The following is a 14,450-nucleotide window of genomic DNA, read 5'->3' as shown; positions in this document are numbered from 1 at the left end:
TCGGCTGGTAGGGTGTTGGCCAGGAGGTGTCTGGATGCCACGCCCTGGACAGGTCAAGCCGGAGACGGACGAGCGGTTGTCGGATCGGATCGCGATCGGACTGCTGACGCGGACGTTCCCGCCGGAGCTGGTGGACCGGGTCGTGGAGGAATCCGGGAAGGCCGGGCAGCGCAACCGGCTGCTGCCTCCACGGGTGGTCGTCTACTTCGTGCTGGCGATGTGCTTGTTCTCCGGTCAGGGCTACGAAGAGGTCGCACGGCTGCTCACTCAGGGTCTGGCCTGGGCCAAGCACTGGTCGGGTTCGTGGCAGGTGCCTACGCCCGGTGCGGTTTCCCGGGCCCGGGCCAGGCTCGGGCCCGAGCCGCTCAAGGCTCTCTTCGAGCAGTCCGCCGGGCCTGTGGCGACCGAGTCCACTCCCGGTGCGTGGTACGGGTGTTGGCGTCTGATGGCGGTCGACGGGACCACGTTCGACGTGCCGGACAGTGAGGAGAACGACGCCCGGTTCGGTCGTCCCGCCACCCACCGGGGCGAGCGGACCGCGTTCCCGCAGGTGCGGGTGGTGGCGCTGGCGGAGTGCGGCACGCACGCCATCACCCGCGCGGCTCTGGGGCCGTTCACCACCGCGGAGTCCGTGATCGCGCGGGAGCTGTTCGACGCCCTTGGACCGGATGACCTGCTGATGGCCGACCGGGGCTTCGCCGGGCTGGAGCAGTGGCGAGCGGCATCGGCCGGCGGTGCGGACCTGCTCTGGCGCATCAAGTCCAACGCCGTCCTGCCCGTGCGGCGCGAGCTCCCCGACGGGTCCTACCTCTCCGACATCGTGGCGGCCAAGGACCACCGCAAACGCACCGATCCCACCGTGGTGCGGGTCATCGAGTACACCCTGGACGACCCCGGACGCCCGCAGCACGACGCCCCGTACCGGCTGATCACCACCATCCTCGACCACGAAGCCGCACCCGCGGCGGAGTTGGCGGCCCTCTACAACGAGCGATGGGAGATCGAGACCACACTGGACGAGCTGAAGACCCACCAACGCGGCCCCGCCCAGGTCCTGCGCTCCCGATCGCCCGACGGCGTCGAACAGGAGGTCTGGGCCCACCTCCTCGTCCATCACGCGATCCGCCAGCTCATGCACACCGCCGCCCGGGACACCGACACCGATACCGACCGGCTTTCCTTCACCCGCACCCTCCGCCTCGCCCTACGCCAGGTCACCGCGCAGGCGGCCTTTTCCCCCTGACCGCCTGGCCACAGCCCTCACCGACGGGATACGAGAGATAGCCCGTCACCTCCTGCCACCGCGACGACAGCGGTCGAACGCCCGCGTCGTCAAACGCAAGATGTCCAACTTCGGCGTCAAGCGCACCGCACACCGGCTCTGGCCACAGCCGACACTCGACCCAGCCCGAGCCGTGGCCATCGCCCCACACCACAAAACGGCCCCGACCAACCCACCGAAGACCCCAGGCACCCCGGACCCTTAAATCACTGGTATTGAGATTAGAAGCCGTATCTCAACCGAACTTGATCGTTTGATTCCTGCTGGTCAGGCATGGTTTCGCTCGGGGTGAGGGAGGCATCCGACGTCTTGTTTCCGCTTCGTGGTCGAGGGGTGCGCGGTGGCGTCGGTGCTGGGAGTGCTGGAGGGACGAGAGGCGGCTGCCCGCGTGCGGGTGGAGGGCCTGCGGGAGGAAGCCGCACGGGTTGCCGAGATGTCGGAGGCAGCCGAGATCGAGCTGGACCGGAGGGTGATTGCGCGGGAGGAGCTGGTCGAGGCCCTGGCGGACTGCGCGGCCGAGACCGTAGCCGTGACGGCGGAGGAGGAAGCGGCAGCCTCGTTCGCGCCGGTGGCGGGCTCGGTGGTGCCGCCCTGGCGGGACGGGCTGCCGGTGACGGTTCTGGCACCGGACTATCAGCGGATTCTGGGCGTGTTGGAAGAGCGACGAGGAACGGGACGAGGGCCGCTCCGGGCCAAGGAGATCACGGTGGAGTTGGGCCTTGCCACGACATCGGCGAAGGTCGAGGGGGTGCGGTCGAAGGCCAGGCGGTTGGCGGAACGCGGGTGGCTGCTCCGGGAGACGTCGGGGGCGTTCAGCGCCGGCCGGCGGCCTGTGGCCGTGCCAGACGCCGGCTCATCCGTGTGACCATCGACCACTGGATCATCGCCTCGCTGGTCGCGGGCAGTGTCTCGTAGTCCCGGGCCAGACGGCGGGAGTTCATCAGCCACGCGAACGTGCGCTCTACCACCCACCGCCTCGGCAGCACCACGAATCCCTCCATGTCGTCGGTGCGTTTGACGATCTCCAAGGTCAGGGCGAGTTTCTGGCGGCACCAGTCGACGATGAGGCCGGTGTAACCGCCGTCGGCCCAGACAAGGGTGATGTCGCGGTGCAGGCGACGCAGCCGCGAAAGCAGGCCCACGGCAGCGTCCCGGTCGCCGATGTTCGCGGCCGTGACCGCGACGGCCAGGAGCAGTCCGAGCGTGTCGGTCACGATGTGCCGCTTGCGGCCCGGCACCTTCTTCCCGCCGTCGTAGCCGCGTGACCCGGACGGCACCGAGCCCGCAGCCCGCACCGACTGCGCGTCGATGATGCCTGCCGAAGGCTCCGCCTGGCGGCCCTCGCGCTCCCTCACCCGGCCGCGCAGCCGGTCGTGGAACTCGGCAATCAGTCCGTGCTCGCGCCACCGGCGGAAGAAGGCGTAGACCCGGCCCCAGGCGGGGAAGTCCGCGGGCATCGCCCGCCAGGAGATCCCGCCTGCGACCAGGTAGCGGATCGCGTCCAACATCTGGCGGTGGCAGTAGCCCTCGGGCTGCCCGCCCCGGCCCTGAAGCCACGCCGGCACCGGCAGCAGGGGGCGGATGGCCGCCCACTCCGCGTCCGTCATGTCCGACGGATACCAGCGTTCCCGGTCCGGATGATCAGCCACGTTGCCGTACACGTGCGCGAGGCAATCACACGACACGGCGGACGAGTTGAACTCGGTAGGCGCGGGCGAGTACAACAACGACAACAGGGCCTCCCGGCATCGCTCGGTCAGGTTCGCATCCCCGAGCTACCGAGAGGCCCTGCCTTCATGCACGTACAGCCGGAAGATCACCCGACCAGGAACACTGTTCGACCTGCACGTTCCATGATCGGTTGAGATACGGCTTCTCAACAACACCCCGCCCGGCACAAGCCGTCTCTCTCACCTCGCCCGCCTCGACCTTGCCGCATGACCAGGCCGGGAGGCTCGAAACACACATTCCCCAACGGAATCCTCCAGGGAGGGGAGGATTCAAACGCTTGGTGGCGTGGCGCGTGCCGCCGTGGATGTGCACGGCGTAGGTGATTGGGTACATGAGCGGGACCTGATCGGACGAGGCGAGGACGGGGCGTACTGCCCTGGCCTCGCCTCGTCCGGTCGAGCAGTGCGCTGCCTGCCGGTCGACTGATGAGCTTCCCGGCAAGGTATTGGGGGAAGCTTTCTGGACAGCCGTGTGGTCGTCTTTACGGGGCACCGACGGTGTGGCCCAGGCGCTGAGTGCCTACTGCCCGCATCTAAACACGGACCTTGGGGCCGGGACGGGCGTGGATGACCCGATGGTGTGTCCGCTACGCCGCTGGCCGTTCGACCGGGCGGGCGTGTGCACGCAGACCGGGACCGGTTGTACGGTCCGCGGCTGACGGCAGCGCAGTTGTGCCGGTTACCCACCGCCGAGCGGTTCGGTCTGATCTGTGCCTCCAACAGGGTTGAGTCGCTGTAGGAGCTGCCGGACCTGGAGTTCCCGGATGACGAGCTGGTGTTCCACGTGGGTGAGCTCGGCGAAATCGTGAACATCGACACGTAGGTCTCTGCCGCAACACTGCCGACCTGCAACACCTGGAAACCCTGCACGACATCAGCTACGATTTTCAGACACTAGCTACGAGTTTCAGACACTCCTCTCTCCGGCGACATCTTTGCCAACGCCGAGTACTCGGCGTTCACCCACCCGGACGGTGATCGGCGAGACGCCCCCAGTTTCTACAACTACGGGGTGTGGGGCACGATCTTCTTCACCCTCAGCTCGGATATCAGCGACCGCTGGTACGCCATCATCGACGCTCTGGCGATGCCTGCTCCCGGCAAGCCCCGCACCATCGTCATCGGCACCGCACGCAAGACCCGCGATGTCCTGGCTGACGCGCTGCAGGCCGCCGCCTCCGGCCCGGGCCTCAGACGAAGAGCGACCGGTCCGTAGCCAGGTTCTACTAGCACCTGCGCCGCGACAGGGCCCACCCCGCCCCCGAATTCATCAACTGACCGTCCGCGCATCCACCCAAGTGGCACATCTGCATCATTCGGGGTGCTCTGGCCTCCTCGATGCCCGGCCGTCCGTGATCCGTGTACCGGCCCAGACCACTGGAGAGGTTCCATGGCTCCCTCATCGCCCGAACCCGTCGCAGTGCCCCGGCCGTCCGGGGCGCGGCCAACCCTGCTGCCGTCCCCGTTCTCGGTAGACAAGATCATTGTTCCTACGCAGTTCCGTTCGGTGGAAACGCAGCCCACCAAACGGTGCAACCTCGCCGGCTGCGAGAACGACCGGCCCTCACCGCGCGCGCTTGCCGCCGTCCAGACCCCGACCGCCGAGATGCTCACCGACCACTGGAACCCGCAGGACGCCAGGCTGCGCGGTGACCTCGCCGCCCTGCACGGCGTCGATCCGGACCTGGTGTTCCTGACCTCCGGAGCGATGGGCGCCGTTCGCTATGCGTTTGAGGTCTTCGGCGTCTCGGCCCAGCACATCGGCCTGCTCCGCCCGGACTGGCCGGGATTCCGGTACTTCGCCGACCGGGTCGGCGTGCGCACCTCCTGGCTGGAACACACACGATTCCCCTTCCAGTTCGAGGTCGACGACGTAGTCCGGTTCGTCCAATATCAGGGGATCGACTTCGTGATCATCTCCAACCCCAGCGCCGTCACCGGGCGTTTCTGGAGGCGAGACGAGGTCGATCAGCTGGCGAACGCCTGCCCTCAGACCATGTTCGTGGTCGACGAAGCCGACACCATCTACCCGCACCTGTCCTCGGCCTCACTGGCCAACGACCACCGCAACGTGCTGTTCCTGGAGAGCTTCTCCAAATTCTTCGGCTTGTCCGGCCTACGCATCGGCTACCTGGTCACACCGGCGGCCTACGTCGACGACTTCGACCGAACGATCGACCCGATCGAACTGACCAGCCTGGCCATCATCGCTGCCCGCGAATCCCTCACCGATACCGCCTACCAGCACACCACCCAGCGCGAGGTCGAAGACAACCTGGCCAAGGTGACCGCCGCAGTTGCTCAGACCCCCTACCGGCTGGCGCCGCGCAGCCAGTGCTTCGCCGCCTACCTCTACGGCGACGAGACCGTCACCGACCCCTGGATCGCTCTTGGCGAACGCGGCGTGGACCTGGTGCCCGCCTCATGGTTCAACCTCGACCGCGGGGGCCGCCTGAACCTGCGCAACCCCAACTCCATCGACCGGCTCGTCGCCGCCCTGCAGCGGCTGCCCACCAGTGCGTGACCACGCACCAGCAAGGAGATTCTCCATGTCTCGCTATGCCTGGGAAACCGCCCATCCCGCCCTGGAGCAGCTCCGCACGGACATCGCACCCACCCGGGACCGAGTCCTGCGCCACCCAAGTATGGGCAGTTGACCACCCTTCCCGCCGTACGCACCTTCATGGAGCACCACGTCTACGCCGTGTGGACTTCATGTCTTTGATGAAGTCCTCCAGCAGTCGCTGCCCGGTGTCCGTACTGCGTGGATCCCGGTCGGCGACCCGACAACCCGCCGGCTGATCAACGAGATCAGCCTGATCGAGGAGAGCGACGAGTACGGGGACAGCTTCATCAGCCACTTCGAGCTGTACGTGAGGGGCATGACCAATGCCGGCGCCGACTCTTCCGGTATCGAAGAATTCCTCCGCCACGTCGAGTGCGTCAGAGCCCCGGACCTGGCTGTCGTCCTGGAGGGCGTCCCCGAGGCATCCAGCCGCTTCATGAAAACCACCTGGGAGGTTATCCGCACCCAGCCGATCCACTGTCGCGCCGCCGCGTTCGCCTTCGGCCGCGAGGATCTCACCCCCGAAATGTTCGAGCATGTGGTGTCCATCGACGACCACGGGGGCGGGCTCGGCACCTTCGTCGACTACCTGTCTCGGCGCATAGAGGTCGACGGGGAGCAGCACACCCCAATGGCCATGCTGATGCTCGTCACTCTCTGCGGCGACGACGGGGCCTTCCCCCGTGAAGGTGGGCACGCGGTTATTGATCACGCGGCGAGCGTGAGTTTAGCTGTGTGGTGTCGGCGTTCGTATGCGTTGGGGCTGAGGTGGCCGTTGGCGGAGTGTCGGCGGCGGGTGTTGTAGCGGGTCAGCCAGGCGAAGACGGTCCGGCGGCAGGTGTCGGCGTCGCCGTAGTCGTGGGCGCCCTGGAGGGTTTCGCGTTTCAGGGACGCGTGGAAGCTTTCGCAGGCCGCGTTGTCGGCGCTGGTGCCGACCGCGCCCATCGACCGGGTGACCCCGAGTTGGTCGCAGAGGCTGGCGAAGGCCCTCGATCCGTATTGCGCCCCGTGGTCGGAGTGGAACACGGCGCCGTTCAGGCGGCCGCGGGTCGAGGCGGCCATCCGCAGTGCGTCGGCGACCAGGCTGGTGCGCATGTGGTTAGCGATGGACCAGCCGGCGACCTTGCGGCTGAAACAGTCCAGCACGGTCGCGAGATAGAGGAACTCTCCGCTTGCGAGCGGGAGATAGGTGATGTCGCCCATGTACTTCAGCCCAGGCTCGGTGGCGGTGAAGTCTCGCTGGAACAGGTCTGGAACCGGTGAGGCTGCCGGGTCCGGGACGGTGGTGTGGACGCGTCTGCGCAGGTGGATGCCGGTGATGGAGAACGTCCGCATGATCCGGGCGACCCTCTTCTCGTTGACCCGCCGCCCTTTCTCGCGGAGCTCGGCGGTCACCCGCGGGGAGCCGTAGGCGCCGCCGGACTCGGCGTGGACCCCACGGATCTCCTCGGCCAGGATCCGGTCCTCCCGCTGCCGGGCGGCCCGGGCCTCGGCGCCGGCGAGCCACTTGTAGTAGCTGGACCGGTTCACGTTCAGGACTTGGCAAAGCCGCTTCACCTCGTAGGTGTTCCGGTGGTCGTCAACGAACTGGAAGCGGCTCCTCACCAGTTCGTCTCTCCGGCGAAATACTTGGCCGCCTTGCGGAGTATGTCCCGCTCCGTGGCGAGCTTGCGCTCACTTGCCTCGAGCTCGGCAACCCGAGCCTCCAGCTGCCGGACCCGCTCGTCCGGATCAGCGGACGGTACCGCCCCCCGAGGCTGGGCGAACGGCTTCCGAGCCGCGGCGGTGACGCCACGGCGTTCGCGGTCCCTCAGCACCCACTCACGCAGGGTTGCCCGGTTGACGCCCAGGTCAGTGGCGATGCTCTTGTAGGTCGCCCCTGGGGTGGACTCGTACAGGGCCACAGCATCGGCCTTGAACTCGTCCGAATAGTCCTTCATCGCCATCGGCGGTCTTCTCGCTTCCTCCGGATCAAGCAGATCCAGTATCAGCGTGTCCACCACTCAGAGGGGAGGCCCGACGACCGGCTGTGGACGGAGTGCCGCGACACCATCGATCTCGTCCTGCGTGCACGGATCGCACTTGCTTCGAGGACGAAGCCGGTTTCACCCGATGGCCGCCCCGGGGACGGACCTGGGGCCGGCGGGGCCGCACCCCGGTCGTGACGGTCAGCGGCCGGCGTTCGGGACGGCTGTCGGTGGCCGGGCTGATCGCGGTGCGGCCGGGTTCCCGAACCCGGCTGTGTCACCGCTTTCGGACCCACCCTGCAGGCAAGGGAACACGTCGCAGCATGAGCGAGCGGGACTTCATCGCACTCATCGACGGAACCCATCACCTGGTCAGAGCGCCGATCGTGCTGGTCTGGGACCGCCTGAACACCCACGTCTCCCGCAGGATGCAGGTGCTCGTCGCCGAACGCGACTGGCTGACAGTCTTCCTGCTGCCCGCCTACTCACCCGACCTGAACCCTGTCGAAGGTGTGTGGGCACACGTCAAATGCAGCCTCGCCAACCTCGCTGTCATGGCCCTCGACCGACTCGAAACCCTGGTCCCCAACCGCCACAAACGCCTACAATACCGGCCCACACCCTCGACGGCTTCATGCCGGCACCGGCCTCGCCCTCGACACCCCAGCCTCACCGTGACAAGCCGAAGTCAGTAACCAACTCATTCCAGAATGAAAATCGGGAGAAAGGGAACTCTCACGCCTGCTCGGGCACCGGCAAGTGGAGGACGGAACCGGTTCCCGTGAAGGATCCATCGCCTACGGAGAACGACATCTTGTAGTACATGCCGTTGCCGACCTTTCGGCGCAGAGTGATGTCCAGGTCGCAGATGAACTCAGGGCTGAAAACCTGCTGGTGGAAAGTGAATGACATGTCCCGCAGGAGTACCTCACCGGTCTTGACCCGCATGCCCTGATCGATGTGGGCGGAGACTATCGCGAGTTGAGAGGAGAGAACTGTCGCGGAAACGAAGGAGAGGTGAAACCGCCCGAAGGCGTCGGTCGCCCCTCCGGCCACAGCGCACTCGGCCGTGAAGTGATCTCCCCTGCACCGCACGTTCTTCAGCCGCAGCGCCTCGGCTCGATACTCGCCCGTCAGGTATCTGGAGCACAGCGGAGACAACTCGTCCTCGCTCCAGATCATCTGCTCACCGGAATGGATAATCATTCGGGAACCTCCGCTTGTTCGTCATCGGATTGCGTTGCATCCAGCGGTCTGCGAACTGACCGGTGCACGCATCCTTCGGGCGCGGGCGGGCCGGCGGCAGGACGGGTTGTGGGGGACCGCGGAGCCGCTGATCCCGCCCTCACAACACCGTGATTCTCTGCGAGCCCTTAGAGCTCGTAACACGATCATGATCGGTGTTTCTTGAGCCGCCTCCAGCAGATGAGGGCGCAGGCGAGGGAGACGAACGCGTCGTGGAGCTCGGTGCGGCGTTCCCATCGGACGGCGAGTCGTTTGAACTGGTGGAGCAGGGCGAAGGTCTGCTCGACAACGTAGCGGAGCTTGCCCATACCCTTGATGTTCGGGGATCTCTTGCGGGAGATGACGGGCAGGATCCGGCGTTTGCGCAGTTCATCGCGGTTGGGGTTGGAGTCGTAGCCCTTGTCTCCGAGCAGGGCCTCGGGACGTCGGCGGGGCCGGCCGGGACGACCTGCGACCGGTGGGATGCCGTCGACCAGGGCGAGGGTCTGGGTGACGTCGTTGACGTTGGCCGCGGTCGTGATGACTTTGAGCGGGGTGCCGCGTCCGTCGCAGATCAGGTGGTGTTTGCTGCCTGTCTTCCGCCGGTCGACCGGCGACGGACCGGTGTCGGCGCCCCCTTTTTCGCCCGGATGTGGGATCCGTCCACGCAGGCCCTGGACCAGTCGAGGCGGCCGGCCGCGTTCAGCTCTGCGAGCAGAATGCGGTGCAGCTGGTCGAAGACCCCTGCCTGCTGCCACCGCTCCAGTCTGCGCCAGCAGGTCTGTCCGGAGCCGAACCCCAGCTCAGGGGGCAGGAGTTGCCAGGCGATGTCGTTGCAGAGGACGTACAGGATGCCTTGCAGACACAGTCGGTCCGCCACCGGCCGAGGGCCTGGCGACCGCTCCGGCCAGGGCGGCAGCAGAGGCTCGATCAGTGCCCACAAGTCGTCATCCACGATCCACGGCCGAGTACTCACACCACCACGAACGGCCGAATCGTCACACCGGTCACGGTCGACCAGGACATCTCACCGAGATCCTGTTACGAGCTCTTAGTGAAGTTCCCCCCTGAACCTGGACAGCGGGTGGTTACGCTGCGGGGGTGAGGTCGTGGGTCGTCAGGGCTCTGGTTTCGAGTGGGGTGACGTAGCCGTACACGGGGTGCTTGCGCAGGCGGGTGCGGTTGTATTCGACCTCGATGAAGCGGAAGACGTCGGCGCGGGCCGCTTCGTGGGACTCCCAGACGGTGGTCCCGATCTCCGCATTCAGCAATCCGAAAAAGCTTTCGGCTGCGGTGTTATCGCAACATGAGCCGATTCTGCCCATACTCTGCCTCAGGCTCAACTCCCGTATCAGTGTGCGGTATTCGCCTGATGTGTATTCCGATCCGCGGTCCGAGTGGGCGATGCAGCCCGGCTTGAGGGCGCTGCGGCCGACGGCCATTTTCAGGGCGTCGGTGACGAGCTCGGCGCGGTGGTGGTCGGCCATCGCGTACCCGATCACCTCGCGAGTGGCCAGGTCGATGACGGTCGCCAGATACCACCAGCCGGCGAGCGTCGGCAGATACGTGATGTCCGAGACCAGCTTCGTGCCCGGCTCGGCCGCGGTGAAGTCGCGTCCGACCAGGTCCGGGGAGGGTGCCGCCTTGCTGTCTGCCTTGGTGAGGTTTCGGCGCTTGCGGCGGGTGATCCCGCGGATGTCGTGCTCGCGCATCAGCCGCTCGACCTTCTTCCGGTTGATCCTCCGGCCCTTCCGGCGCAGGGCGGCTGTGATCCTCGGCGCCCCGTAGGCATGGCGTGAGGCGGTGTGGATCTGCCGGATCTCCGCGACCAGCGTGCCCTCCTCGCGCTCCTTGTCCTCGGCGGACGGGCGGGCGGCGAGGTAGGCGTAGTAAGCGGAACGGGAGATCTTCAGGGCCCGGCACAGCAGCGAGATGCTGTAGCCGTCGGGGCGGCCGGATTCGGCCTTCTCCGCGTCGACGAACGCGTAGCGCGCGGCTACGTCTACTTCGTCTTGTGGTTCGCGAAGAAGGCGGTCGCTTTTCCCAGCACCTCGATGGTCTGTTCCATCTCACGGACCTTGCGGCGCAGGCGCACCAGTTCTTCGCGCTCCGCCGTGGTCAACGCTCCCGCCGGCCCCTGCCCACGGTCGGTCTTGTCCTGATTGACCCAGTTCCGCAGCCCTTCTGGGCTGACGCCGATGTCCCGGGCGACCTCGGTGACGGTCTTGCCCGACGAGTGCACCAACGCGACCGCGTCCCGTTTGAACTCGGCCGTGTACCGCTTGCTTGTGTTGCTCTTCTTGCTCACTACCTGGGACTGCTTTCTCCGGGACGTCCGTCCCAGTATCAGGCTGTCCAGCTCAGAGGGGGAACTTCACCGGCGGCCTCGCCCCAGACCATGGGCACTGCTGCCTGCACCTCGGCAGACCCAGCGCTGTTCTTCCCGGACCATGCGACCACGCGCGGAGAGGAGCAGACAAAGGCGGCCAAGGACATCTGCGGCGGCTGCCCAGTTGTTGGACGACTCTCTGCGTGAGCATGAAGCGGGGGGTTGGCGACACTCGCGGTGGACATAAGTGCTGATCTTGATGGGCAGTCTGATCTCGTTTCGTGCACGACGACACGGTGTGCACGAGGTGGAGGTAGCGAGTGCTCATCGTCGACGCCGATGTCGTCCAGGTGGAACGCGGGCTGCGGGCCGGCGAACTGACATGTCCCTCGTGCGGGGCCGTGCTCGCGCCGTGGGGTCATGGCAGGTCGCGGGAGATCCGTGGTGATCTCGGGGCCCGGCTGTTCGTACGTCCTCGGCGTTCGCGCTGTACGGGTTGCCAGGTCACGCACGTCTTGCTGCCGGAGGTGGTCTGGCCGCGGCGAACGGATGCGGCCGAGGTGATCGGGGCCGGGCTGGAGATAGCGGCCCTGGGCATGGGGCACCGCCGGATCGCGGCCCATCTCGGCCTGGCCGAGGGAACGGTCCGTGGCTGGATCCGCCGGTTCCGCCGCAGGTCGGAGGATGTGCGTCGGTACTTCACCGTCGCCCTGGTCGCGCTCGCGGACGATCCGGTGATGCCCGAGGCGGCAGCCTCGCCGCTGTCGGACGCGGTCTTGGTGATCGCGGCCGCCCACCGGGCAGCCGCGATGAAGTGGCCGGCCATCAACACCGTGTCGCCGTGGGCCTTCGCTGGGCGGGCGATAGGCGGGCGGGTCCTGACCTGCACTTTGTCAGCTAGTTGATCAACACGGGCCGCCCCTGGGCGGCGATTGGAGGAGCCGGAAGTCTTGATCGTGCCCGCCTCAGGTGAGGGCGGGCATTGATCGAGATGCGAGGAGAGTCCGCGCATGGCATCGAGCGAGAACGAGGACCGCCGCCGAGCGGAGAAGGCCCGGCAAGTCGGTCTGTTCCGCTATTCCCTGATCCAGGACCTGCTGGATCAGAACCTGACGACCCGCGAACGCGGCCGCCTGGCACGGGAAGTGGCTTCGAGGGAACACACCGACCGGTTCGGGCAGCAGGTGAAAGTGTCCCGGGGCACGATTGACCGGTGGACCAGGCACTTCCGCAGCGGCGGGTTCGCCGCCTTGGTCCCAGAGCCGCGCAAGGCAGTCCCCAGGACTCCGCCGGAGGTGCTCGACCTGGCGGCCGCGCTGAAGCGGGAGAATCCCGGCCGGACGGCCGCGCAGATCCAGCGGATCCTGCGGACTACACAAGGCTGGTCACCGACCGAGCGGACGCTCCAGCGGCACTTCGCTGACGCAGGCCTGACCGGCCCCATCGGCGAGAAGAGCGTGTTCGGCCGGTTCGAGGCCACCTGCGGAAATGAGCTGTGGACCGGGGACGCCCTTCACGGACCAAGGATCGGCGGGCGGAAGACGTACTTGTTCGCTTTCATCGACGACCACAGCAGGGCAATCGTGGGCCACCGGTTCGGGTTCGCCGAGGACACCGTCCGCCTGGCCGCCGCCTTGCGGCCGGCCCTGTCAGCCCGCGGGGTTCCCGAGTCGATCTTGTGGGATACCACGCGTGTTCGCAGTGGTCCCGGCAGGCTTGCCTCGGGCCCTTCCCTGCCTGACCAGGCGACCCCTGGGTTCCTCAGCTCCAGGGGCCGAGTTGATGGATTCTCGGGATTTCTGAAGTCTGCTCGTTCTACGCTCAGTTCGTTCGCGTTGGTCGAGCCTGCGGAGGGGCAGCGTGGCACTCGCGGTCGTACGGGATCTCAGCGCGGTACGCGGTCCGGCGAGCCCGGAGGAACTGGAGGCGTTCGAGACCGACGTCCTCGCGGGCTTCGTGCTCGCCCGTGCTTCCGCCGGACTGGCCGACGGAACGATCCGTGGCGACATGTCTCACCTCGAGCAGATCCGCAGCTGGTTCGGGCGGCCGCTGTGGGACATGCGGCCGGCGGACGCGGACGCGTACTTCGGGCGGGTGGTACGGTCCGCCTCGCAGGGCACGCGGCTGGCATACGCCCAGTCCTTGTCGACGTTCTTCGACTTCCTGGAGATACGCCATCGCGCCGAGCTCCATGCGATGACCGGCGCGGTGATCACCTGCCCGCTCGACGAGATGAACCGCCCGCGTGGCCGCGGAGAGATCGGGCTGCGCATCCCGCCGACGGATCCCGAGGTCGAAACGCTGTTCGCAGGCTGGCGCGAGGACCTGGCAAGCTGCCGGAAATTCGCCCCGACGGCACGCAACTACACCGCCGCGAAGCTGATCTCCCTCGTGGGCCTGCGCATCAACGAAGTCCGCTGCCTGGACCTGGACGATGTCCGCTGGGAACTGGGCCGGTTCGGCAAGCTGCACGTCCGCTTCGGCAAGGGCACACAGGGATCCGGGCCACGCCAGCGAGTGGTGCCGCTGATCAACGGGGCGGACCGGTTGCTGCGCTGGTACATCGAGGACGTGTGGGGGTACTTCGATGACGACCACACCCGTCCTGGTGCACCGTTGTTCCCCTCCGAACGCCACCACGCCGACGGCTCCGCCGCCCGCGCGGGCGCCGACTCCTTTCGCCGGGGCCTTGGTCATGCCGTCCGTAGTCACCTCCCGACGTGGGAAGACCGGCTCACGCCGCATGTCCTGCGGCACTTCTGCGCCTCCCAGCTTTACCGCCACGGCATGGATCTCCTCGCGATCCAAGAGGTGCTCGGGCACTGGTGGGTGGCGACCACGATGCGGTACGTCCATGTGCTGCAAACTCACGTCGAGGATGCTTGGATCGCCGGTCAGGATCGCGCCGCCGTCCGTCTGAAGGGGCTCGCGCGATGAGGTGGAACCTCCGGCTGACCGCCGCGAACCGCGGTATCTGGAAGGCCAGCGAACTGCAGCGGATGCTCGCTGAAAGGGGCCTGGTGATCTCGGCCGGCAAGATGTCCGGCCTGTGGTCCGGTCAGCCGATCAGCGTCAAGCTCGCGGACCTGGACGTGATCTGCGCAGTGCTCAGCTGCGGGATCGAGGAACTGCTGATCCCGCAGCCCGAGACGGTCATCGCTCCGCTCGCCGAGGAAGCCCCACGGCAAGCCTCCGGGCAGACATCTGGAGTCACACCACGGGCTCCGAGGGGCCGCTCGCTGCCGCCGGCATGACAGCGCCGTCATTACCTGCGGGCAGTTGCCGCTACTGCCTGGCCTGGGGCGTGATCATCCGCAATGGCATGTGCGGCGAGTGCATCAACTGGCGGGTC

Annotated in this window: 16 protein-coding genes and 3 pseudogenes; 13 read left to right on the top strand and 6 right to left on the bottom strand. The window is 67.0% G+C overall.

The features are described 5' to 3' along the window. Positions 1-34: 34 nt before the first annotated feature. Positions 35-1,243, top strand: coding sequence for an IS4 family transposase (locus OG332_RS36490; protein WP_327417459.1), 1,209 nt, complete (start codon positions 35-37; stop codon positions 1,241-1,243). Positions 1,244-1,622: 379 nt separating this feature from the next. Beyond that, complete coding sequence (locus OG332_RS36485) at positions 1,623-2,147, top strand: hypothetical protein (protein WP_327417458.1); 525 nt, start codon at positions 1,623-1,625, stop codon at positions 2,145-2,147. On the opposite strand, the gene OG332_RS36480 is transcribed toward OG332_RS36485, so the two are convergent. After that, on the bottom strand, positions 2,095-2,889 hold the full coding sequence (locus OG332_RS36480; protein ID WP_327417457.1) for an IS5 family transposase: 795 nt from the start codon (positions 2,887-2,889) through the stop codon (positions 2,095-2,097). The two genes, OG332_RS36485 and OG332_RS36480, sit on opposite strands and share 53 nt — an antisense overlap. Positions 2,890-3,458: 569 nt before the next feature. Between OG332_RS36480 and OG332_RS47955 the strand changes: the two genes are divergently transcribed. From OG332_RS47955 to OG332_RS47945, 5 genes are all read left to right on the top strand, one after another. Then, the gene (locus tag OG332_RS47955) at positions 3,459-3,671 is read left to right on the top strand and encodes a Rieske 2Fe-2S domain-containing protein (RefSeq protein ID WP_442816265.1); all 213 of its coding nucleotides are present in this window, start codon (positions 3,459-3,461) and stop codon (positions 3,669-3,671) included. Positions 3,672-4,024: 353 nt separating this feature from the next. Continuing rightward, positions 4,025-4,228, top strand: a complete 204-nt coding sequence (locus OG332_RS36475; protein WP_327417456.1) for a hypothetical protein — start codon at positions 4,025-4,027, stop codon at positions 4,226-4,228. Positions 4,229-4,519: 291 nt separating this feature from the next. Continuing rightward, positions 4,520-5,536: an aminotransferase class I/II-fold pyridoxal phosphate-dependent enzyme gene (locus tag OG332_RS36470; protein ID WP_327417455.1), complete on the top strand. Its 1,017-nt coding sequence runs from the start codon at positions 4,520-4,522 to the stop codon at positions 5,534-5,536. 129 nt (positions 5,537-5,665) lie between these two features. Then, positions 5,666-5,737 (top strand): hypothetical protein, encoded by a 72-nt coding sequence (locus OG332_RS47950; RefSeq protein ID WP_442816398.1) that lies wholly within the window; start codon positions 5,666-5,668, stop codon positions 5,735-5,737. Between the two features lie 19 nt (positions 5,738-5,756). Beyond that, positions 5,757-6,383 (top strand): DUF3050 domain-containing protein, encoded by a 627-nt coding sequence (locus OG332_RS47945; protein WP_442816397.1) that lies wholly within the window; start codon positions 5,757-5,759, stop codon positions 6,381-6,383. Here OG332_RS47945 and OG332_RS36460 read toward each other — a convergent pair. Beyond that, positions 6,287-7,524 (bottom strand): IS3 family transposase gene (locus OG332_RS36460; protein WP_442816264.1). Its coding sequence is split into 2 segments (ribosomal slippage): positions 6,287-7,194 and positions 7,194-7,524, totalling 1,239 coding nucleotides; the frame shifts between segments, so codons are not numbered across the junction. The genes OG332_RS47945 and OG332_RS36460 overlap by 97 nt on opposite strands. A 140-nt stretch (positions 7,525-7,664) precedes the next feature. Here OG332_RS36460 and OG332_RS36455 point away from each other — a divergent pair. Further along, positions 7,665-8,223: pseudogene (locus OG332_RS36455) on the top strand (transposase); the annotation flags it as partial. 57 nt (positions 8,224-8,280) lie between these two features. On the opposite strand, the gene OG332_RS36450 reads toward OG332_RS36455, so the two are convergent. The 4 genes and pseudogenes from OG332_RS36450 to OG332_RS36435 form a co-directional block, all read right to left on the bottom strand. Beyond that, a complete protein-coding gene (locus OG332_RS36450; protein ID WP_327417451.1) occupies positions 8,281-8,751 on the bottom strand; it encodes a hypothetical protein in 471 nt (156 codons plus the stop codon). Between the two features lie 185 nt (positions 8,752-8,936). Next, positions 8,937-9,745, bottom strand: a protein-coding gene (locus OG332_RS36445) for an IS5 family transposase (RefSeq protein ID WP_327417450.1) whose coding sequence is annotated in 2 segments (ribosomal slippage) — positions 8,937-9,425 and positions 9,428-9,745 — 807 coding nt in all. Because the reading frame shifts where the segments join, the coding sequence is not laid out codon by codon here. 112 nt (positions 9,746-9,857) lie between these two features. Continuing rightward, positions 9,858-10,739 (bottom strand): annotated as a pseudogene (locus OG332_RS36440) (IS3 family transposase); the annotation flags it as partial. Positions 10,740-10,771: 32 nt separating this feature from the next. Beyond that, entirely contained in the window at positions 10,772-11,077 is a 306-nt protein-coding gene (locus OG332_RS36435; RefSeq protein ID WP_327417449.1) for a transposase, read from the bottom strand. Positions 11,078-11,167: 90 nt separating this feature from the next. Here OG332_RS36435 and OG332_RS47940 point away from each other — a divergent pair, with 90 nt between their 5' ends. The 5 genes and pseudogenes from OG332_RS47940 (at position 11,168) to OG332_RS36415 (ending at position 14,352) form a co-directional block, all read left to right on the top strand. Next, the gene (locus tag OG332_RS47940) at positions 11,168-11,305 is read left to right on the top strand and encodes a WhiB family transcriptional regulator (protein ID WP_442816263.1); all 138 of its coding nucleotides are present in this window, start codon (positions 11,168-11,170) and stop codon (positions 11,303-11,305) included. Positions 11,306-11,418: 113 nt separating this feature from the next. Beyond that, on the top strand, positions 11,419-12,003 hold the full coding sequence (locus OG332_RS36430) for a DUF6431 domain-containing protein (RefSeq protein ID WP_327417448.1): 585 nt from the start codon (positions 11,419-11,421) through the stop codon (positions 12,001-12,003). A 105-nt stretch (positions 12,004-12,108) separates the two neighbouring features. Next, positions 12,109-12,774: pseudogene (locus OG332_RS36425) on the top strand (DDE-type integrase/transposase/recombinase); the annotation flags it as partial. 184 nt (positions 12,775-12,958) lie between these two features. Further along, a complete protein-coding gene (locus tag OG332_RS36420; protein ID WP_327417447.1) occupies positions 12,959-14,035 on the top strand; it encodes a tyrosine-type recombinase/integrase in 1,077 nt (358 codons plus the stop codon). Beyond that, the gene (locus OG332_RS36415; protein WP_327417446.1) at positions 14,032-14,352 is read left to right on the top strand and encodes a helix-turn-helix domain-containing protein; all 321 of its coding nucleotides are present in this window, start codon (positions 14,032-14,034) and stop codon (positions 14,350-14,352) included. Before OG332_RS36420 ends, OG332_RS36415 begins: the two co-directional genes overlap by 4 nt. The last annotated feature ends 98 nt before the right edge of the window (positions 14,353-14,450 follow it).

Source organism: Streptomyces sp. NBC_01233 (assembly GCF_035989305.1).
Lineage (GTDB): Bacteria > Actinomycetota > Actinomycetes > Streptomycetales > Streptomycetaceae > Streptomyces.
This window is presented reverse-complemented; position numbering and strand designations above follow the sequence as displayed.